This is a genomic window from Streptomyces sp. NPDC091649 (assembly GCF_044756785.1).
In the GTDB taxonomy this organism is placed as follows: domain Bacteria; phylum Actinomycetota; class Actinomycetes; order Streptomycetales; family Streptomycetaceae; genus Streptomyces.
Map to the genome: position 1 here is coordinate 1,125,997 of NZ_JBIVTR010000001.1, position 18,652 is coordinate 1,144,648.

The 18,652-nt window shown below is 69.2% G+C and carries 21 protein-coding genes (1 of these 21 cut by a window edge); 11 read left to right on the forward strand and 10 right to left on the reverse strand.

Annotated elements, in window-relative coordinates; translation table 11 throughout:
• Window positions 1-5 precede the first annotated feature (5 nt).
• Both ACIQMU_RS04955 and ACIQMU_RS04960 read left to right on the forward strand, forming a co-directional pair.
• Window positions 6-1,646: a tpaE gene (locus ACIQMU_RS04955; protein WP_402688213.1), complete on the forward strand. Its 1,641-nt coding sequence runs from the start codon at window positions 6-8 to the stop codon at window positions 1,644-1,646.
• On the forward strand, window positions 1,643-2,344 hold the full coding sequence (locus ACIQMU_RS04960) for a tpaF (protein ID WP_402688214.1): 702 nt from the start codon (window positions 1,643-1,645) through the stop codon (window positions 2,342-2,344). Before ACIQMU_RS04955 ends, ACIQMU_RS04960 begins: the two co-directional genes overlap by 4 nt.
• A 269-nt stretch (window positions 2,345-2,613) precedes the next feature.
• Here ACIQMU_RS04960 and tuf read toward each other — a convergent pair whose 3' ends face one another.
• The 6 genes from tuf to ACIQMU_RS04990 all read right to left on the reverse strand — a co-directional run bounded on the left by tuf (window position 2,614) and on the right by ACIQMU_RS04990 (window position 8,951).
• Window positions 2,614-3,807, reverse strand: coding sequence for an elongation factor Tu (gene tuf, locus ACIQMU_RS04965; RefSeq protein WP_352240221.1), 1,194 nt, complete (start codon window positions 3,805-3,807; stop codon window positions 2,614-2,616).
• A gap of 157 nt (window positions 3,808-3,964) precedes the next feature.
• Window positions 3,965-6,094 (reverse strand): elongation factor G, encoded by a 2,130-nt coding sequence (gene fusA / locus ACIQMU_RS04970; RefSeq protein ID WP_352240220.1) that lies wholly within the window; start codon window positions 6,092-6,094, stop codon window positions 3,965-3,967.
• 38 nt (window positions 6,095-6,132) lie between these two features.
• Window positions 6,133-6,603, reverse strand: a complete 471-nt coding sequence (gene rpsG, locus ACIQMU_RS04975) for a 30S ribosomal protein S7 (protein ID WP_003966970.1) — start codon at window positions 6,601-6,603, stop codon at window positions 6,133-6,135.
• A 2-nt stretch (window positions 6,604-6,605) separates the two neighbouring features.
• Complete coding sequence (gene rpsL, locus ACIQMU_RS04980) at window positions 6,606-6,977, reverse strand: 30S ribosomal protein S12 (protein WP_003948652.1); 372 nt, start codon at window positions 6,975-6,977, stop codon at window positions 6,606-6,608.
• A 522-nt stretch (window positions 6,978-7,499) separates the two neighbouring features.
• Window positions 7,500-8,144, reverse strand: a complete 645-nt coding sequence (locus tag ACIQMU_RS04985; protein WP_352240219.1) for a hypothetical protein — start codon at window positions 8,142-8,144, stop codon at window positions 7,500-7,502.
• Window positions 8,145-8,504: 360 nt separating this feature from the next.
• Window positions 8,505-8,951: a helix-turn-helix transcriptional regulator gene (locus ACIQMU_RS04990; RefSeq protein ID WP_352240218.1), complete on the reverse strand. Its 447-nt coding sequence runs from the start codon at window positions 8,949-8,951 to the stop codon at window positions 8,505-8,507.
• Between the two features lie 193 nt (window positions 8,952-9,144).
• Here ACIQMU_RS04990 and ACIQMU_RS04995 point away from each other — a divergent pair, with 193 nt between their 5' ends.
• Both ACIQMU_RS04995 and ACIQMU_RS05000 read left to right on the forward strand, forming a co-directional pair.
• Window positions 9,145-10,008 (forward strand): hypothetical protein, encoded by an 864-nt coding sequence (locus ACIQMU_RS04995; protein WP_402688215.1) that lies wholly within the window; start codon window positions 9,145-9,147, stop codon window positions 10,006-10,008.
• A complete protein-coding gene (locus ACIQMU_RS05000) occupies window positions 10,005-10,199 on the forward strand; it encodes a hypothetical protein (RefSeq protein WP_352240216.1) in 195 nt (64 codons plus the stop codon). The genes ACIQMU_RS04995 and ACIQMU_RS05000 overlap by 4 nt, the downstream gene beginning before the upstream one ends.
• A gap of 88 nt (window positions 10,200-10,287) precedes the next feature.
• Here the strand turns inward: ACIQMU_RS05000 and ACIQMU_RS05005 are convergent, their stop codons facing one another.
• Entirely contained in the window at window positions 10,288-10,548 is a 261-nt protein-coding gene (locus ACIQMU_RS05005) for a hypothetical protein (RefSeq protein ID WP_388541047.1), read from the reverse strand.
• A 351-nt stretch (window positions 10,549-10,899) separates the two neighbouring features.
• Here ACIQMU_RS05005 and ACIQMU_RS05010 point away from each other — a divergent pair, with 351 nt between their 5' ends.
• From ACIQMU_RS05010 to ACIQMU_RS05025, 4 genes are all read left to right on the forward strand, one after another.
• Complete coding sequence (locus tag ACIQMU_RS05010; protein ID WP_352240214.1) at window positions 10,900-11,310, forward strand: hypothetical protein; 411 nt, start codon at window positions 10,900-10,902, stop codon at window positions 11,308-11,310.
• 155 nt (window positions 11,311-11,465) lie between these two features.
• A complete protein-coding gene (locus tag ACIQMU_RS05015) occupies window positions 11,466-12,068 on the forward strand; it encodes a phage tail protein (protein WP_352240213.1) in 603 nt (200 codons plus the stop codon).
• 113 nt (window positions 12,069-12,181) lie between these two features.
• Window positions 12,182-12,472 carry a hypothetical protein gene (locus ACIQMU_RS05020; RefSeq protein WP_352240212.1) on the forward strand — a complete coding sequence of 97 codons (291 nt, stop codon included), beginning with the start codon at window positions 12,182-12,184 and terminating at the stop codon, window positions 12,470-12,472.
• 65 nt (window positions 12,473-12,537) lie between these two features.
• Window positions 12,538-12,855: a hypothetical protein gene (locus ACIQMU_RS05025; protein ID WP_402688216.1), complete on the forward strand. Its 318-nt coding sequence runs from the start codon at window positions 12,538-12,540 to the stop codon at window positions 12,853-12,855.
• A gap of 18 nt (window positions 12,856-12,873) precedes the next feature.
• Here ACIQMU_RS05025 and ACIQMU_RS05030 read toward each other — a convergent pair whose 3' ends face one another.
• Complete coding sequence (locus ACIQMU_RS05030; RefSeq protein WP_352240210.1) at window positions 12,874-13,266, reverse strand: DUF3592 domain-containing protein; 393 nt, start codon at window positions 13,264-13,266, stop codon at window positions 12,874-12,876.
• Window positions 13,267-13,343: 77 nt separating this feature from the next.
• Between ACIQMU_RS05030 and ACIQMU_RS05035 the strand changes: the two genes are divergently transcribed.
• A complete protein-coding gene (locus ACIQMU_RS05035; protein WP_352240209.1) occupies window positions 13,344-14,048 on the forward strand; it encodes a hypothetical protein in 705 nt (234 codons plus the stop codon).
• A gap of 222 nt (window positions 14,049-14,270) precedes the next feature.
• Here ACIQMU_RS05035 and ACIQMU_RS05040 read toward each other — a convergent pair whose 3' ends face one another.
• Window positions 14,271-14,603: a hypothetical protein gene (locus ACIQMU_RS05040; protein ID WP_352240208.1), complete on the reverse strand. Its 333-nt coding sequence runs from the start codon at window positions 14,601-14,603 to the stop codon at window positions 14,271-14,273.
• Between the two features lie 209 nt (window positions 14,604-14,812).
• Window positions 14,813-15,367: a hypothetical protein gene (locus ACIQMU_RS05045; RefSeq protein WP_402688217.1), complete on the reverse strand. Its 555-nt coding sequence runs from the start codon at window positions 15,365-15,367 to the stop codon at window positions 14,813-14,815.
• Between the two features lie 914 nt (window positions 15,368-16,281).
• Here ACIQMU_RS05045 and ACIQMU_RS05050 point away from each other — a divergent pair.
• Complete coding sequence (locus tag ACIQMU_RS05050) at window positions 16,282-17,481, forward strand: phage tail protein (protein ID WP_352240205.1); 1,200 nt, start codon at window positions 16,282-16,284, stop codon at window positions 17,479-17,481.
• On the forward strand, window positions 17,478-18,652 hold the 5' portion of the coding sequence (locus ACIQMU_RS05055) for a tape-measure protein (protein ID WP_402688218.1). 16 nt of this gene lie beyond the right edge of the window; the window shows 1,175 of its 1,191 coding nt (coding positions 1-1,175); it begins with the start codon at window positions 17,478-17,480; its stop codon lies off the right edge, out of view. The genes ACIQMU_RS05050 and ACIQMU_RS05055 overlap by 4 nt, the downstream gene beginning before the upstream one ends.

Below are 18,652 nucleotides of genomic sequence, written 5' to 3' on the forward strand. Positions count from 1 at the left end.
TGATCATGGTTGCCGAGATGAAGGCCGAGCAGATCGGGCAGGCCGCGCGCACGGACATGCAGCTGGTGGTCCCCTCCCGGCCCGTCCTGCGCCGGGGAGTGAGGCTGCGCCGGGCCGGCGACGCCGTCGTGCTCGACGGCGCGGACCGGGCCCAGGTGTTCTCCGGCGCCTTCGCGCGGGAAGGGCTGGTCCCCCTGGCCGAGGCGTGCGACGGCTCCCGCGACCACGCGGAGATCGCGGAGAAGGCCGGCTTCGCGGAGTCGACGGTCTACAAGTGCCTGGCCCTCCTCTGGTCGGCCGGCGCGATCGAGGAGGCCCCGGAAGCCGGGGAGGCCGGATCCGGCGGACTCCCGGCCGACGACTCCCCCTGGGCCGTCTTCCTCTCCCGCCTCGGCAACTCCACGGGGGCCAACCCCTCCTGGACCCACGCCGCGGCACGGCTGGCAGCGCGCTCCGTGCGGCTGGAGGGCGACGACGCGCTGGTCTCCGCCGCCCGGCGGGCCCTGCGGGAGGTGTGTCCGCTCTCGGACGGCGCCGGCCCGCCGCCCGCGGACGAGCTGACCGTGTTCTTCGAGACGGCCGCCTCCGCCCCGCTCCTCGCGGCCACCGAGGAGCGCTGCCGGCGGGACGGACGCCCGCTGCTGCGGATGCGCGCCGACGCGCGGACGGTCATCGTCGGCCCGTACGTCGACCTCGCGATCACACCGTGCCTGGATTGCGGCCGGCATGGTGAGGCGGAGCTCTCCGGCGAACTCCCGGCGCCCCTGAGCGACCTGGTCGCCGGACTGGCCGCGCACCACATCACCGCGCTGCTGGCCCAGGCCGCGATCTCTCATCTGCCGAGCGACTCCACGGTGGTGGACCTGACGACCCTCTCCACGGTCCCCCGTCCCTCGACCGTCCGGCCCGGATGCCCCCGGTGCTCCTTCACCCGGGGGCCGGTGGCGCCGCAGGCACCGGCGGGCGCGGTCTACGAGGCGTCGGTCGCGATGCCGCCGCGCGCCTTCCTCGCCCCCCGGGACCACCAGGCCCACTACTACGTCGCCAACCAGCGCCTCCAGTCGCAGTTCAAGGACTGGCCAAGCCGCGCGCACACCGCGCTGCCCGCCCCCGACCTCTCCGTCCTCGCCGCGTCCGAGCGGCACGATCCGTCGCGCGGCGAGGCCCCGCTCACCCTGGACGCCCTCGGGCTCGTACTGAAGGTCGCCTTCGGGATCAAGGACGAGGAGACCACCCCGGAACGCGTCAAGAGGTGGACCGCGGCGTCCGGGAACATCGGCAGCACCACGGCGTACGTGCTCCTGCGCGACGACCGCGTCCTGCCCGCGGGGGTCTACGCGTACGCCCAGGAGAGCCACACCCTCGCGGCCCTCTCCCGCCAGGCGCCACCGGGCGAGGCGCCGTGCGAACTCGTCATCACCGGTGACCTGAAGAAGGTCATGACCAAGTACGGCACGTTCGGCTTCCGGCTCGTCTTCCTGGACGCCGGCTGCAATCTGGCCGCCGCCCGCGAGGTCGCGCAGCAGCTGGGGCTGGGCTTCGCGGCTCGGCCGGACTGGGACGACAGCGATCTGGCACAGGTGCTCGGCACGACGCCCGCCGACGAGCCCGTCGCCGCCGTGGCACGCCTGGGAGGCAGGGCATGAGGAACGATCTGACGTCCATGACGGACCTGCTGGAGGGCTTCGGCTCCAGGGCCGGCACCTCGGACGGCCTGGCCGCGGAACGCGAACCGGTGCCCTTCGCCGACGCCGTGCCCACCGTCCCGGCCGCGCGGGAGGACGAGGTGCGACCGGTCCACGACCTGCGCGAGACACTGCGGCTGCGGCGTTCCAGCCTGCATTACGCTCACCGACCGGTACGGACCGATGTGGTCCTCACCCTCCTGCGCGAGGTCCTGGCCAGGGACGGCGAGGACTGGGGCCTGGACGCCGAGGCGGGCGCGCTGGAAGGGTTCGTCTTCACGTTCCGCAGCGAGGGCGCCGCGCCCGGCCTGTACCGCGTGACGGCGGACGAGACCTGCCGGCTGGCCGGGCTGGAGGAGATCGGACCGCCCGAAAGCCTCGGCGTACAGCGCGAGTTCGCCACCGGCGCGGGGATCGTGGCCCTGTACGCCAACCTGGACCGCGCGGATTCCTGGGCGGGGGCGCACGGCTATCGCGTGAGTGCGGTGCGGGCGGCGATGGCCACCTACGACCTCAACTTCCGGTTGCAGGCGCTGGGGCTCGTCGGCACGCTGTTCGGCGGCTTCATCCCCTCGTCCGTGCACCACCTGGTGCAGAGCGACGGGGTCTCCCGGCACTCGCTCCTCGCCACCACCTACGCCCAGCCCCCCGCGGACTGACACCGGCCCGACGACGACGGCCCGCACGATCCCCGTACCGGATCGTGCGGGCCGTCGTCGTGTCCGGGGGCCAGGACCGGGGGGAGCGCGCCGGAGGGCGCCGGGGCGCCGTCCGGACGCCCCGGGCGACCCCGGCCGTGCTGCCCGCCGGACGGGAGGCCCGGGCACGCCAAAGGCCCGTACGACGTGACGTCGTACGGGCCCTTGGGTGATGCGATGTGCTCAGTCCGGCGCGACCGGGTTGCCCCGACCCTCAAGCAATCGTGAGATTACTTGGTGATCTTGGTGACCTGGCCGGCGCCCACGGTCCGCCCACCCTCACGGATGGCGAACTTGAGGCCCTCTTCCATGGCGACCGGCTGGATCAGCGCGACGTCCATGAGGGTGTTGTCACCCGGCATGACCATCTCGGTGCCCTCGGGGAGGGTCACAACGCCCGTCACGTCCGTGGTACGGAAGTAGAACTGGGGGCGGTAGTTGTTGAAGAACGGGGTGTGACGGCCACCCTCGTCCTTCGACAGGATGTAGGACTGCGCCTGGAACTCGGTGTGCGGCGTGACCGAACCCGGCTTGATGATGACCTGGCCGCGCTCGACGTCCTCGCGCTTGATGCCACGGAGGAGCAGACCGACGTTCTCACCGGCCTGGCCCTCGTCGAGCAGCTTGCGGAACATCTCGATGCCGGTGACCGTGGTGGTGGTCTTCTCGGTCTTGATACCGACGATGTCGACGGTCTCGTTGACCTTCAGGACACCACGCTCGATGCGGCCGGTGACGACCGTACCGCGACCGGTGATCGTGAAGACGTCCTCGATCGGCATGAGGAACGGCTTCTCGACGTCACGCTCGGGCTGCGGGATGGCCTCGTCGACAGCCTTCATCAGGTTGAGGACGGACTCACCCCACTCCTTGTCGCCCTCGAGCGCCTTGAGCGCCGAGACCTTGACGACCGGAACGTCGTCGCCCGGGAACTCGTACTCGGAGAGGAGCTCACGGACCTCGAGCTCGACGAGCTCCAGGATCTCCTCGTCGTCCACCATGTCGGCCTTGTTCAGCGCGACGACGATGTAGGGAACGCCGACCTGGCGGGCCAGGAGCACGTGCTCCTTGGTCTGCGGCATCGGGCCGTCGGTGGCGGCGACCACGAGGATGGCGCCGTCCATCTGCGCGGCACCCGTGATCATGTTCTTGATGTAGTCCGCGTGACCGGGGCAGTCGACGTGCGCGTAGTGACGCGACTCCGTCTGGTACTCGACGTGCGCGATGGAGATGGTGATACCGCGCTGGCGCTCTTCGGGAGCCTTGTCGATCTGGTCGAAGGCCGAAGCCTCGTTCAGGTCCGGGTACGCGTCGTGCAGCACCTTGGTAATGGCGGCCGTGAGGGTCGTCTTACCGTGGTCGATGTGACCGATGGTGCCGATGTTGACGTGCGGCTTAGTCCGCTCGAACTTTGCCTTCGCCACTGGGGTCCTCCTGAGTGGTTCTGTACGCCTTGCTTCATCGGCGCCAGGTGATCTTTGCTGGGGTGCCGGTGCCGGGGGCATGCGGCACAGCGCTCGCGCGCTGTGCCGCATGCCCGCCCGGCTCCGGTGACAAGCCTAAAGCGTGAGCTCGGGAGAGTTACTCGCCCTTGGCCTTCGCGATGATCTCCTCGGCGACGTTCCTCGGAACCTCGGCGTAGGAGTGGAACTGCATCGAGTAGCTTGCGCGACCCGAAGTCTTGCTGCGGAGGTCTCCGACGTAGCCGAACATCTCCGAGAGGGGCACGAGACCCTTCACGACGCGAGCGCCGCTGCGCTCCTCCATGGCCTGAATCTGGCCACGGCGGGAGTTGATGTCACCGACGACCTCGCCCATGTAGTCCTCGGGCGTGGTGACCTCGACGGCCATCATCGGCTCAAGGAGCACGGGAGACGCCTTGCGGGCGCCTTCCTTGAACGCCTGCGAACCGGCGATCTTGAAGGCGAGCTCCGAGGAGTCGACCTCATGGTAACCACCGTCGAGAAGGGTGACGCGGACGCCGACCATCTCGTAACCGGCCAGGATGCCGAACTGCATGGCTTCCTGAGCACCCGCGTCCACCGAGGGAATGTACTCGCGGGGGATGCGGCCACCGGTGACCTTGTTGACGAACTCGTAGGACGCGTCGCCACCCTCGATGGGCTCGAGAGCGATCTGCACCTTCGCGAACTGGCCGGTACCACCGGTCTGCTTCTTGTGCGTGAAGTCGATGCGCTCGACGGCCTTGCGGATCGTCTCGCGGTACGCGACCTGCGGCTTGCCGACGTTCGCCTCGACGCGGAACTCGCGCTTCATGCGGTCGACGAGCACCTCGAGGTGAAGCTCGCCCATACCACCGATGATGGTCTGGCCGGTCTCCTCGTCGGAGTGCACCTGGAAGGAGGGGTCCTCCTCCGAGAGGCGCTGGATGGCGACACCCAGCTTCTCCTGGTCGCCCTTGGACTTCGGCTCGATGGCGACCTGAATGACCGGCGCCGGGAAGTCCATGGACTCCAGGATCACCGGGTTCTTGTCGTCGCACAGCGTCTCACCGGTGGTGGTCTGCTTGAGACCCATGACGGCGATGATGTCGCCGGCGCCCACCGATGCGATCTCCTCACGCTTGTTCGCGTGCATGCGGTAGATCTTGCCGATGCGCTCCTTCTTGCCCTTGACGGAGTTCAGCACCGCGGTGCCGGCCTCCAGGCGACCGGAGTAGATCCGGACGAAGGTGAGCTTGCCCAGGTGCGGGTCGCTCGCGATCTTGAACGCCAGGCCGGAGAACGGCTCGTCGTCCGAGGGCTTGCGCTGGATGACCTTCTCCGGGTCCTTCACGTCGTGGCCCTCGATGGCCTCGACGTCCAGGGGGGAAGGCAGGTAGCGCACGACCGCGTCGAGCAGGGGCTGGACGCCCTTGTTCTTGAACGCGGTGCCACAGAACACCGGAGTGACGGTGACGGAGTCGGCGCTGCCCTTGGAAGCCAGGGTGATGCGGCGGATCGCCTCGTGCAGCTGGTCCTGGGTGGGCTCGGCGCCCTCCAGGTACAGCTCCATCATGGCGTCGTCGTTCTCGGCCACGGCCTCGAGGAGCTTGCCGCGCCATTCGTCGGCGGACTCCTTGAGGTTGTCCGGGATCTCGACGACGTTGTACATCTCGCCCTTGGCGGCCTCTTCGGGGTACACGAAGGCACGCATCGACACGAGGTCGACGACGCCCGTGAAGCCGGCCTCGGCGCCGATGGGGAGCTGCATGACGATCGGGGTCGCGCCGAGGCGGTCCACGATCATCTGGACGCAACGGAAGAAGTCGGCACCGGTGCGGTCGAGCTTGTTGACGAAGCAGATACGCGGCACGCCGTAGCGGTCCGCCTGACGCCAGACGGTCTCGGACTGCGGTTCGACGCCGGCCACACCGTCGAACACGGTGACGGCGCCGTCGAGGACGCGGAGCGAACGCTCCACCTCGACGGTGAAGTCGACGTGACCCGGGGTGTCGATGATGTTGATGGTGTGGTCAACATCGTTGAGCGGCCAGTGGCAGGTCGTCGCGGCAGACGTGATCGTGATGCCGCGCTCCTGCTCCTGCTCCATCCAGTCCATCGTGGCAGCGCCGTCGTGGACTTCACCGATCTTGTAGCTCACACCGGTGTAGAAGAGGATCCGCTCAGTGGTGGTCGTCTTCCCCGCGTCGATGTGGGCCATGATCCCAATGTTGCGGACCTTGGCCAGGTCAAGCGAAGTGGTGGCCATAAGGCTCAATCTTCTCTCGGTCTCGATGGGGGTAGCGACTACCAGCGGTAGTGCGCGAATGCCTTGTTGGACTCGGCCATCTTGTGGGTGTCCTCGCGCTTCTTGACCGAAGCGCCGAGGCCGTTGGAGGCGTCGAGCAGTTCGTTCATGAGGCGCTCGGTCATGGTCTTCTCGCGGCGGGCCCGGGAGTAACCGACGAGCCAGCGCAGAGCGAGGGTGGAGGCGCGACCGGGCTTGACCTCGATCGGCACCTGGTAGGTGGCGCCACCGACACGGCGGGACTTGACCTCGAGCGAGGGCTTGACGTTCTCAAGCGCGCGCTTCAGCGTGATGACCGGGTCGTTGCCGGTCTTCTCGCGGAGGCCCTCCATGGCGCCGTACACGATCCGCTCGGCGGTGGAACGCTTGCCGTCGAGGAGGATCTTGTTGATCAGCGAGGTGACAAGAGGAGAGCTGTAGACCGGGTCGATGATGACCGGGCGCTTCGGGGCGGGGCCCTTACGAGGCATTCTTACTTCTCCTTCTTGGCGCCGTAGCGGCTGCGGGCCTGCTTGCGGTTCTTGACACCCTGGGTGTCAAGGGAGCCGCGGATGATCTTGTAACGAACACCCGGCAGGTCCTTCACACGGCCACCACGCACGAGCACGATGGAGTGCTCCTGCAGGTTGTGTCCCTCACCCGGGATGTAGGCCGTGACCTCGATGCCGGAGGTCAGACGCACACGCGCGACCTTACGGAGGGCCGAGTTCGGCTTCTTCGGGGTGGTCGTGAACACACGCGTGCAGACGCCACGCCGCTGGGGCGAACCCTCGAGCGCGGGCGTCTTGTTCTTCTCGACCTTGTCCTGCCGGCCCTTCCGGACCAGCTGCTGGATCGTAGGCACTACTTCTCCGGTTTCTGTGTGCCGTTCGTGAAACTAACCTGGAACATCACCGACCCACGCGGTCGGGTGTGTCGAATACTGCTGACTCCCGCCCCGGGGGGCGGAAGTGGCGCAGATTGCGGTGGCTACTGACGGACTCGGGATGCGGTTGAGGACACGCACACGAGCCCAGGCACACCCCAGGCACAAGGCTTGAGCGTACCTACCTCACGGAGCTGGGTCAAAACAAATGCCGTGCCCGCCACCGCACCGGGGCGTCCGGCCGCCGGCGACGGGCCACGACCGGCCCGGCCGCACCCGGACCCGCGCACACCGGCCGCCTTTTCGCGGGGTTTCACCGCGCTTCGCGGGGCCTCTTCGTGTACGGGATCCTTCTCCGGCTCTCCGGCTCTCCGGCTCTCCGGCTCTCCGGACGCGGACGCGGACAGCCGGAGCGATCCGGGACGCCCGGAGCGGTCCCGGACACCCGGAGCGGTCCCGACCTGACAGACGTACGGGGGCAACGGGTCCCGGGCGGGCTCCTCAGCGGGTCACGTCATCCGGGGCCGTGCCCTTTCCGTCCTCCTCCCGCCGCCGCAGCCTCGGCGTCGGGAGCGTGGGAATGGTCGGAACACGGGAGCTGCGGCTCTTGCGCACGAGTGCGGGTTCGGGCCCGGCCGCGGTGCGCGGCGGCCGGTCCGTCCGCTCTTCGGTCCCGGGGCGGTCGCGGCGGCGCCCGGCGGTGCGGCCGCGTTCCCCCGGCCCGTCGGCCCGGGAGGCATCGCGGCCCGCCCCCTCCTCCCCGGCTCCGTCCTCCGGCTGCCGGAGGGCGTCGCCGCGCTCCTCCTGCCGGAAGGGGATCACCGCGGCCTGCCCCGGCGTACGCGTGGACTCCACCAGCCTCAGGGTTCGCCGGCTCGCGGCCCGCGCCGCCTCGACAGCGGGCTCGTAGTGGGCGGCGGCGTCGCGCCAGCCGTGGGAGTAGGCCAGTATCTCGCGCCGCTCCAGCTCCGCCCGCAGGAGAACGACGACCTCGTGGGGTTCGTGGCCGTCGAGGAGGGCTCCCAGTTCGGCGAGGAGCGCCGCGTACGTCTCCGGCGCCGGCGCCCCGGCCCGCGGCGCACCGGGCCCGGCGGGAGGTTCGGGGGCGTCGCCTGCGGTCCGGGAGCACCCTTCCCGCTCGACCATGCGCCCCCCTGCCTACCGCCCGCGCGGATCGCCCGCACCGGGCGAGCACCCGACCGTTCCCGCCGGTCGGGCGCTCTCGCTCCGCGCGGCGCACCTGGCGGGGCGCGTCCACGCACTGTCGTTCATGAACCTGCGGCGTCGTTCGCACCTGCGCTGGGGCGGGGGGACAGGCCGGAACAGCTTACGGGGCAGGCGCGGAGGCCGGTCTCCCGGCCCGGCACAAGATCGAATCACCCGTGGCCCCCCGGCCGCCCGGGGCGGCTCGGTGTGCCGGCCGGGGGCCGGACGCGCCGGCAGGCGGAGACCCGGCGGCGGTCACGCCCGGCAACAGCAGAGCGGGGAGGGGGCGACCATCGCCCGTCAGTCGGAGGCGAGGGGCGCCCGCCGCCGCCCGGCCTCGACCGCCGGAGCGGGCAGGAACTGGCCGGCGACCCGGACGAACATCTCACGCTGGTCCGCCGGTACGCCCAGCGCGACGGCGGCTTCCTCAAGGGTGAGCGGACGGCCGTCCGCCGAGGGCGTGCCCGTCGGGGCGGACGGGAGCGGCAGGTCCTCCTCGGTGAGGCGGCCCGAGCGGATGAGCATGTCGCGCACCGGGACCTGGAGCACCTGGGCGAGACGCCTGGTGGTCTCCAGGTCGGGCATGCTCTGACGCTGGAGGAGGCGGGTGATGGCGGCCCGGTGGACCCCGGCCTCGTCGGCGAGACGGGACTTGCCGCCGCCGCGTGGACTGTCGATGTCGAAGCCGCGCCGACGGATCAGTTCCTCGATCCAGGTCGCGAAGCTGTCGAGTTCGCCCGTGGTCATGGGGCACTCGCCTCCCTCCGAAGCACGACCAGACTATCGCGCTTGCGCGCAAGGAATTACCCCTCGACGCATACCGTTTGAGCAGATTCTGTGGAGATAAGGGCCCAGTAGGCTTCCGAATTCCCTTGCGCGCGAGCACGCAACATGCCAATGTGCGGTCTCGCAACACCCTGTGCGGGGAGAAGGGATCGCCATGAACACACCGAACACATCCACACCGACCACGCGGCAGCCGGCCGGAGCGCGGGCCGCCGCCCGGAAGCCCGGCCGCGAAAGTGCCGAGGCCGCGGACCGCACGGTCGCGGACGCCTCTGCGGCCGGCGCCTCCGCGACGGACGCCACGATCGCGGACGCCACGCTCTGGATCGAGCTGCTGCTGCGCCAGTTCCCGGAACTGCTTGTCGAACTCGCCCCCTCCTACCGCTCCCCCTCGGCTCCGCCGGCAGTCCCGTCCGGCTCCGCCTCCGCCCCGGCCGGCCCGACCCGCGCCGAGCGCGAGGAGGCCCTGCGCATCGAGCAGGCGCACGGGCTCACCCCGTCCGGCTCGCGCACCTCCCCCGTACGGCTGCACATCTCCGACGCCGTACGCGACATCACCGACGGCGTGATCGAGCTCGACGAGGCCGTGCACGACCGACTCCGGCTTCCGCGCCCCCGCCGCGACCACGTCACCGGACGGCTGCTGCGCGTCGCGGGGCTGCTCGACCGGGCCGCCGGCGACGACGTACTCCTCGAACACATCCGGGACGAGGCGCGCCGGATGGCCCGGCGCTGCACCCGGGCGCTGGGCGGCGCCGAACCGGTGGTGCGGGTGAGCGGGCGCTGCCCGTGGTGCGACTCGGTCTCGCTGCGGGCCTTCCCCGTCCGCCGGGCGGTGCTCTGCGTCAATCCGGCCTGCCGCTGCGCGGACCGCACCTGCGACTGCCGCACGGACCCGGCGCACCGGCACGCGTGGAGCGAGGGCGCGTGGGTGCGGCTCGCGGCCGAGTCCGGCGGCGACCTCGCCGAACTCACCGCCTCGACGGCGGACACCGCACGCCGGGAGGGGCGCCGATGACGGCCGCGACGCTGGTGACCGGCGCTCTCGCCGCGCACGAGGCGGGCGTTCGTCCCGCGACGATCCGCAAGTGGGTCCAGTTGGGCCACCTCAGCCCCGCCGGCCGGGAGGGCCGGGCGCACGTGTTCCGCCTGGAGGACGTCTTCGCGGCGGAGCGGGCGGCCCGGCGGAAGGCTCCCGCAGCGCGCTGAGGAGCACGGCCGGAGAAGGAAGGCGAGGAGACCGACACGCAGGAAGGGGCGGCCCGTTCGGGCCGCCCCTTCCTGCGTGTCCCCCCGCCTACTTCTCGGGCGCGGACGACATGCGGAGCACCTGGGCCCCGCCCTCCGCATCTCCGGACGCCAGCGCGATCGCCTCGCCCCAGCCGCTGCGGAACCCCCGCGTCTCCGCCTCGACGGCGACGCGGGCGCCGACCTTGCCGACGACGGCGGTGAGCGTGCGGGCGACCTCCGCGGTGTACGTACCCGACTCCCCCGACTCCGCGGCCACTTCCACCGCGGCGGCCACGACATCGGCCAGCCGCTCCTGGGCACTGATCACCGGCTCACTCCCGTCCACCCGCTCCCCGTTCCCTCGTTTCCCACACGCCTCGTCAGGACGCTCTCCCCTTCAGGATCGCCGCCTCTCGAATACCTGTTCGATAGCCGCAGACTAACGCACCCTCGGCGGCGATGCGGGGAGGCGGGAACAGGTCCCGGCCATGTGTCCGCCGGACGGGAGCGCCCCCGGGCCCGCGCCTCGGAAATTGCGCTTCCGCGCTACATGGTTGCGTGCGCGCACGATCTGAGTCACAATAAGTGCAGCGGCGGAGCTGCGCCCACCCTCCGGGCGCGGCTCCGCCGTCCGCGTTCCCGCCCTTCCCAACCCGCGAACAGGAGTGATCGCCCTGTCATGACTTCACCTCCGAGCACCTTCCCCGACGTGGAGGCCATCGTCGTGGAGCTCCTCTCCGACCGCCCGGATCTCGCGGACGCGGTCGTGGACGAGACCCCGCCGCCGGGCTTCGACGGCACCCAGCAGGCGGTGATCGTCTCCCGGCGCGGCGGCGCCTGGGTCGACGACCTCCACCTCGACCAGCCGCTCATCGAGCTGGAGGCATACGGGCCGGACAAGGCGACGGCGCACCGCCTGGCGAACGCCGCCCGCGCCGAACTGCTGTCGGCGGCCGGCCGGCCGTACGGAACGAACCTCGTGATCACCGATGTGGTCGAGGCCGACGGTCCGCGCTGGCTGCCCGAATTCCTCCACCCGGCGGCCAACCGCTACGTCTGCGTCCTGCGCGTGTCGCTGCGCATCGGCTGAACCGCCGGCACCCGCCCGGCGGCCGTTCACGCACCACCCGCACCGCCCCGGCGCCACCGAGCGCCCCCATAGACAGGGCCCCGCCACCGGCGGGGCCTTCGCCGTACCCACGGCAGGCACCACCACCCACGGAAAACCATCTGAAGGAGCCATCCATGGCAGGCAACAACTCGTCCGAGATCCGCGTGGCCGGAACCGGCCGCATCCTCATCGCGGACGTCAACGCCCCCCTCCCGGACGTCTTCTCCGACAATCCGTCGGCCGACTGGGGCGCGGGGTGGACCGACCTCGGCTACACCTCGACGGACGGGGTGACCTTCTCCAAGAAGGACAAGCTGGACCCGGTCGAGACGTGGCAGTCGATCAGCCCGGCCCGGTTCGTCTACGCGGACCGTGACCTGACGCTGAAGTTCTCCATGCTGCAGTTCAACGAGGACACGCTGCCCTTCTTCCTGGGCGGCGCGGCGGGGGACATCCGCCGGGACGCCACCAATCCGGACATCGTCCAGTTCGACGTCCCGGACGGTCCGACCTTCGACGAGCGCGCGCTCGGCCTGGAGTTCACCGACGGCACGGCGGTCACCTACCGCTTCGTCATCCCGCGCGGCCAGGTGACCGCCACCGACGACATCAAGCTCGCCCGCAAGGCCGCCGCGATGCTCGGTGTCACCTTCACCGCGCTCTCCCCGGGCGACGGCCAGGCGCTCGCCACCTTCGTCATGAAGGACGCCGCCTACACGGTGCCGGCCGGCGCCTGACCCCCCGCCGGGCGGGACCGGATCGATCCGGTCCCGCCCGGCACCCCCGGGGTCCGTAACCGCCCCCGCCCACACCACCTCTGCCCCGCTCTGCGCAAGGAGACCCACCACCCATGGCTTCGTTCGACGTCAACGCAGCACGCGCCCAGCGCCTGGAAGCGCTCGGCCGCTCCTGGTCCTTCGACCTGGACGACGACACCTTCGAACTGCCCACCGAGCTGGGCCGCACCACCGCCAAGGCACTCCGCGGCCTCGACGACAACGACGTCGACGGCCTGCTGAAGCTCCTGCTGGGCGAGAAGCAGTTCGCGCGCTTCGAGCGCCACGACATCACCATGCAGGACATCGCCGCGATCCTGGAGGCGTACGGCAAGGAGACCGGGCTCGGCCTGGGGGAAGGCTGAGCCTCGACGCGTTCGCCGAAGAACACGCCGAGGCCCTCGAAGCCGACCTGCTGCGGCACTACGGCGTGGACCTGCTCGACTGGCACCGCGGCCGGCTCTCCTCCCGCCGGCTCGCGGTGCTGGTCAAGCACATGCCACGCGACAGCGCCACCACTCAGCGACTCCACGGCGAGAGCGCCGAATGGGGCGTCACCGACTACCTGCTCGCCGCCGCCGTCGACCACCTCGCGGCCGCCAACTGGATGTTCGCCTCGGTCAACACCGACGAGGACTCCGACCCCCCGGAGCCGCCCGTGCCGGTGCCGAGGCCGGGGGACGAGGCCGCCCCCGACGAGCCGCCGGAGGCGCCCAGCCCGAGCGATCTGGCCCGCTTCTTCTCCTGAGCGGGGCCTCCCGTCACATCACCGCATCACCAGCGTGATCATCGTGACCACCACCAGGCCGACACACCCGCCGATCATCACGACCTGGCGCGGCCGGGACAGGTCCCAGACCTCCACGGGAGCCAAGGTCGACCACTTGGGGTTGGAAGGGTCGTAAAGGACTGTGTACGTCCGGCCGACCTCGCAGTAACGAGGCGTCCAGATCATGTTGCTTGCGCCCTGGGAATCGGTGAATTCCAGCCGGTAGCGCTTTCCGACCGTGCCCCAGATATGCCCCTTGCACAGGGCGCTCGCCTCCACACCGTTGCGCTTGATACGCGCGAAGGCGAGCAGCTCGAGAACCCCTGTCACAATAGCCGCGAGCGTCAGCAATCCGGCAAAAACCAGGAGAAATAGCACACCGATCAGCATTTGCGCATAGTAGAAGGCGCCGGGCGGGGTGTCAAGGGTCCGATGCAGTGCCACGAAGTACGGAAAGGAGGAAAATCATGGGCGAATTCGTCACGACGGACGAGTTCAATGAGTACAAGAATAGTTTCCATCCGCGAGACAACGTGGAAAGCGCAGTGGACGGGGTTCTGGGTGAACATGTAGCGTCCGGAAATCAACTGCTCTACGCAAACACCCAGCTCTTCAAGTTCGACCCGTCCTGGTTCACAGTGAATGAGCGCGGACTGTCCGTAGCAGGCGTGGAGGTGTTCCGTTTCCCGGGTGTCCACGCCTTCGAGAACTCTATCTTCAGCTCCGCGGAGCGTCGGGAGAGGCGCGAGAACGCAGAATCCGAGCGCATCCAGGAGGGTCTGGACAGGCTCCGGGCCGTCACCCTTGAGGACGAGAACCAGGGACGTTCGGCAGCCAGTGCGGCCGAGGTGCAGCGGGCGCAGCAGACCGCCACCGGCGCCCAGCGGTACGCGCGTGAGCTCGGCGACCAGGTGGTACGCACCAAACAGGCCGTCGGCAGTCAGATCGCGAAGATGCGCACGGACGTGGGCACGGCCGACCGGCTGGCGAAGTCCGCACACACACGTATCGACGGAATCAACCGCCGGCACGCACAGCAGAGCCGAAGCCTGAGTGGTGCGGCCGCACAGCCTTCTGTCGCCGCCCAGAACCCCAAACAGCTCAAGGACGCGGCCGAGCAGGTCCGGGCCCTCGAATCGAGGATCAATTCGCTGCTCAGAGCCCTCGCCTGAGGACGCCGAAAAGATTCCGAACCATGCCTCTCGTCAGCTCTCTCGGCAGAGCCCCCGAGATCTCGCGGAATGTTCGGACAGAACATCGAAGGAAACCGGCACAGCCGTCGGAGGCTCTGCCGAGAGCCTCCGACGGCGACCGCGGACTGAAGAACCTCAAGACCTCTGCCCAGGGCTCCGCCCGGCACATGACGCCCCGTCAGGTCCGGGGCGTCGCTGCCGTCACGGCAGACGCCACCGGACGCGCGCGGACCGGTCTCCTTCTCGGAAGAAGCCGATCAGCCGGATACCGGCCCACACCATCGCGGTGACGAGCAGCACGACCAAGAAGACGCAGCCGCTGAGCCGTGAAGGCCGGAGGGTGCACCGGGCGTCGTTCCTCCGGGGCTTGCGGGGGTCGTAGAGGATCAGCCCCGCCCCATCGCCGTTCCCTCGGGGGTCCTCCGGTCCGAGGTCCGCATGGCACGGGTACGTCTTCCCGTCCACCGTGAAGGTCGCGCCGAAGCGCTGCCCCGGCTCGTCCCCGACGACGGCCACGCCCCGCAGAGAGAGCACAGCCCATCGGAACGCGCCCCAGAGCGCCACAAGACACAAGGGCTATCGGCAAGCAGAGCACCACGATCAGGAAATACGGCAATGGGTGCGATTCGGCATAGGCGTGACCGGTCATGCTGCGTCTCTCCAGAACTCCTCGATCGCATCTCCGTCCGGCCATCCGCGCGGGCGGGCACCGCTCACCGGCGGATCAACGGTGCTGACACCGGTCACCGGCGAACGCACAACGGCGGTGTGCCCGCCCTGTTGCCCTGACCGGTGAGATCCGGGGCCGGCACATCCGGCCCGGCGCCAATCGCGGGAGGCGAAGCACGTCGCTGGCGCCCCTCACAGGGCCACCCCATTTTCTCCAGCGCGCTTGCCATCATCGAGAGCGCCAATGCCAACGTGAGAGGAAAAAGGAATACGGCCGTGACCGACTTCGACATCACACGCCAGGGATTGAGGGGGGCGACGTCAGATATCTTCGGCCTCTGCGGAAGATAGATGACGTCCATTCTGGAACCCGGTGCAGGAAGTCTACCCGCCCAGAATTCCGTGGTCATCGTGTACTCGACGCCATCACGCGCACGGTAGTCGACTATCACCGACTGCCCGAAGCGTCCAGCTGAATAGCCGGCGCAGGAACCCTCCGCCTGAACGCCGGACATGGCAAGACGTATCGCGTTGACAGCCCTCATCAACGCGTAGCAGCCAGCAAAAAGCAGAACGCCGGAAGCGCAGGCGAGAAGCAACCCCAGGGGCTCGGACGCAATTTTTGTCACTACGGACTCCTTATGAACGGCTTCTTGAAGAAAAACCGCCCGACTGACGAACCGGCGAAGAGCGCCTCGGAGCCGATCGGACATGCCGCAACGGCACTCTCACTCACTTTGGAGCGCGCTCGCATGTGGTCAGCATTGAGCTTCGCCTTCCACCTCGCCACCCCTTTCCGGGAGTACCCTGCCAGCCGGCAGCCACCATTCTATTGGGCCCACCGAGCTCGTCCGTGAAATCGACGACGACCCCACTGCTGTACCCGGCCGCTCGCATGCCCCGAACACGCCCCCTTGGTGCGCACTCCCTTTCGGGCCAGGAGAATCTTCTGCCAGAACATCGCCACAAGGGCCCTGAACCCTACATAAGCCGAGAAGGAAACGCCACCGAGTGTCACTAAAGCGACAAATGCCAAAACTTGCATCGGATGCCGGTTTCCCTCTGCGCAAGTTACCGCGGACGTTAATGCCTGCCCACTCTGTCGTCAACGAGGTGCACCGGGAGAACGGGACAGCGGCGAGTGAAGAGTACGAACGGCTGGAGCGAGAGCTCTATGAAACCCGGAATCTCGACGTTGTCGAATCACCACGGGTTGTCCCGCAATTCCTGGTGGATCAGCGCGCGGCGTCGGATGCGGGTCGCCGCAAGGCGGAGGGACGTCCGACACCCCCTCGCCCGCCCCGTCCGATCTGGTTGCCGCAGCCGCGTCCCAGAACCGAAAAATATTCCAGTACCGGGAGGAGTCGTCCGGCCATCTCCGCCAGATAAAAGAAGCACACACGAACGCCAAAGCATTCGCACTCGACATACGCGACAGGACGACGAGAGCCAGAAATGAATTCATGGAAATCATCAGGACGATTGACCAGGCACTCGGTTCCTGACTCTCGCTCCCGGAACCAACTGGACGATAGGAAGAACTATGCCTCTGCTGCGCTCGCTCAATCAGGCGTCCACGGCGCTGGGGAACTTCAGGTCAAGGGCTGACACCGCCGCCCGGGCAGCGAGCGGTCTGCAGAGCCGGGCCACGGGCAGCGACCGCGAACTGAAGAAGCTCAAGACCTCCGCCCAGGCATCCGCCCGTCAGCTCACCGCCATCCAGCGCGCCGCCGACAAGGCCGAGCGCTCGATGGCCAAGGCCGGCCGGACCGCCAAGAAGAGCGGGCCCCAGGTCGGCAAGTTCAAGTCCGGGGCCGACAAGGCGTCCAAGGGCATGAAGGGGCTCAACAAGTCGATGAAGGGCAACCTCGTCGGCCAGTTGTTCTCCCTGCTCGCCCCGCTCGTCGAGAAGGTGGTCGAGATGGCCACCCGCTCGAAGACCATGCAGAAGGTCCTCAAGGCCGCCTTCGCCGCGATCAAGAAGGTCATCAGTTCGGTCATGAAGGTCGTCGGGCCGATCATGAAGAAGGCCGGCGCACTGATCAAGAAGGTCTGGAACGGCATCAAGAAGGCGATCACCGTCGTCATCAAGGCCGTCGCCAAGGTCATCACGACCTACTTCAACGCCTGGAAGAAGATCATCACCACGGTGATGAACGCCGTCAGAAAGGTCATCTCCAGCGTCTGGAACGGCATCCGGAAGATCATCACGCCCGTGGTCAACTGGATTCGCAACGTCATCCCCCAGGCGTTCAGCCGCGTCAAGGAGAGGCTGTCCAGCATCTGGGGCGGGCTGAAGGGCATCGCGAGCCGCGCCTTCGGCAAGATCAAGGGGGCGGTGAAGGGCCCCGTCAACGCCGTCATCCGGCTCATCAACTCCGCGATCGGCAAGCTCAACCGCATCAAGGTGTCGATCCCCGGCTGGGTCCCCGGCGTCGGCGGGAAGACCTTCGGCATCAGCCTGCCGAAGATCCCGCAGCTGGCGGCCGGCGGCATCGTGGCCCCGCGCAACGGCGGCGTCCACGCCATCGTCGCCGAGGCCGGTGAGGCCGAGGCCGTGCTGCCGCTGTCCAAGCTGGACCGGCTGCTGCGGCACACCGCCCGCCGGGCCAGGGCCGACTCGGTCAACGCCACGGCCGGCGCGATGGCCGGCTTCCAGATCGAGAACTACTACGAGGCGTCCTCCGCCGACCTCCAGGAGACCGCCACCGCCCTGCTGTTCCTGTCCAAGGCCCGCGGATGAGCGCCGCGGCCCTCCGGGCCGGCTCGGACCCGCTCGCGGGAGTCGCCGGAGCGCTGAACACCTTCCGCATCCGGCTCACCGCGGCCGGCCGGTCCGTTCACACCGCCGCGCGGACCCTGGGGCAGGCATCGACCGCGGCCGGCCGGATCAAGGGCTCCGCCACCGCAGCCGGCGCCCAGCTCCGGCAGATCAGGACCGGGGCGGACGCGGCCGGCAGGTCCCTCACGAAGTCGGGCCGGACAGCCGGCCGTACGGCGACCCAGCTCCGTACCGGCAGCGCCAAGGCCCGCCCCGCTGTCGCGCCCCTGAACTCGATCGCCACCGAGGGCGCCGCGTTCAGCGGAGCCGTCGGCGTCCTGGGCAAGGGCTCGGGCATGGTCTCCAAGCTCATGGGCTTCTTCGGCCGCGCGCTCACCGTCGCCTCCGGCGCGATGACCGCCGTCAACGTCGCCATGCGCGCGAACCCCTTCGGGTTCGTCCTCGGCCTGGTCACTCCGCTGGTCGGCTTCCTGATCGAGTACGCGCTCAACTCCCAGGCCGGCCAGAAGATCATGCAGCAGGTCTTCGACCAGGTCCGCAAGGTGTTCCAGGGAATCTGGAAATTCCTCGGTCCCGTCCTCAAGGCGTACGCCACCGTGATCTCGGCCTACTTCAAGGCCGCCATCAAGGTCATCACCACCGTCCTGGCCGTCGTCGGCCCGCTCCTCTCCAAGGGCTTCCACTTCACCCGGAGCGCCGTCACCTCGGCCACCCGCGCCCTCTCCGGCCTCGTCCGCCGGGCCTGGAGCGGATTCCGCACCGTGATCCAGCCCGTCCTGAGCTGGATCACGCAGAAGATCCCCAGCATGTTCACCCGGGTCAAGAGCGCCCTGTCCCGGACCCTGAACGGCATGGGCCGCTTCATCAGCACCGGCATGCAGGGCGTCATGGCCGCCGTCACCGGGCCCGTCAAAGCGCTGATCTCCTTCGCCAACTGGGTCATAGACGGCCTCAACAAGCTGAGCTTCAGCTTCTTCGGGAAGAAGTTCGGCGTCGACCTGCCCAAGATCCCCCAGCTCGCCGAGGGCGGCGTGGGGGGGGCCCCCCCCCCCCCCCCCCCCCCCCCCCCCCCCCGGGCCCCCCCCCCCCCCCCCCCCCCCCCCCCCCCCCCCCCCCCCCCCCCCCCCCCCGC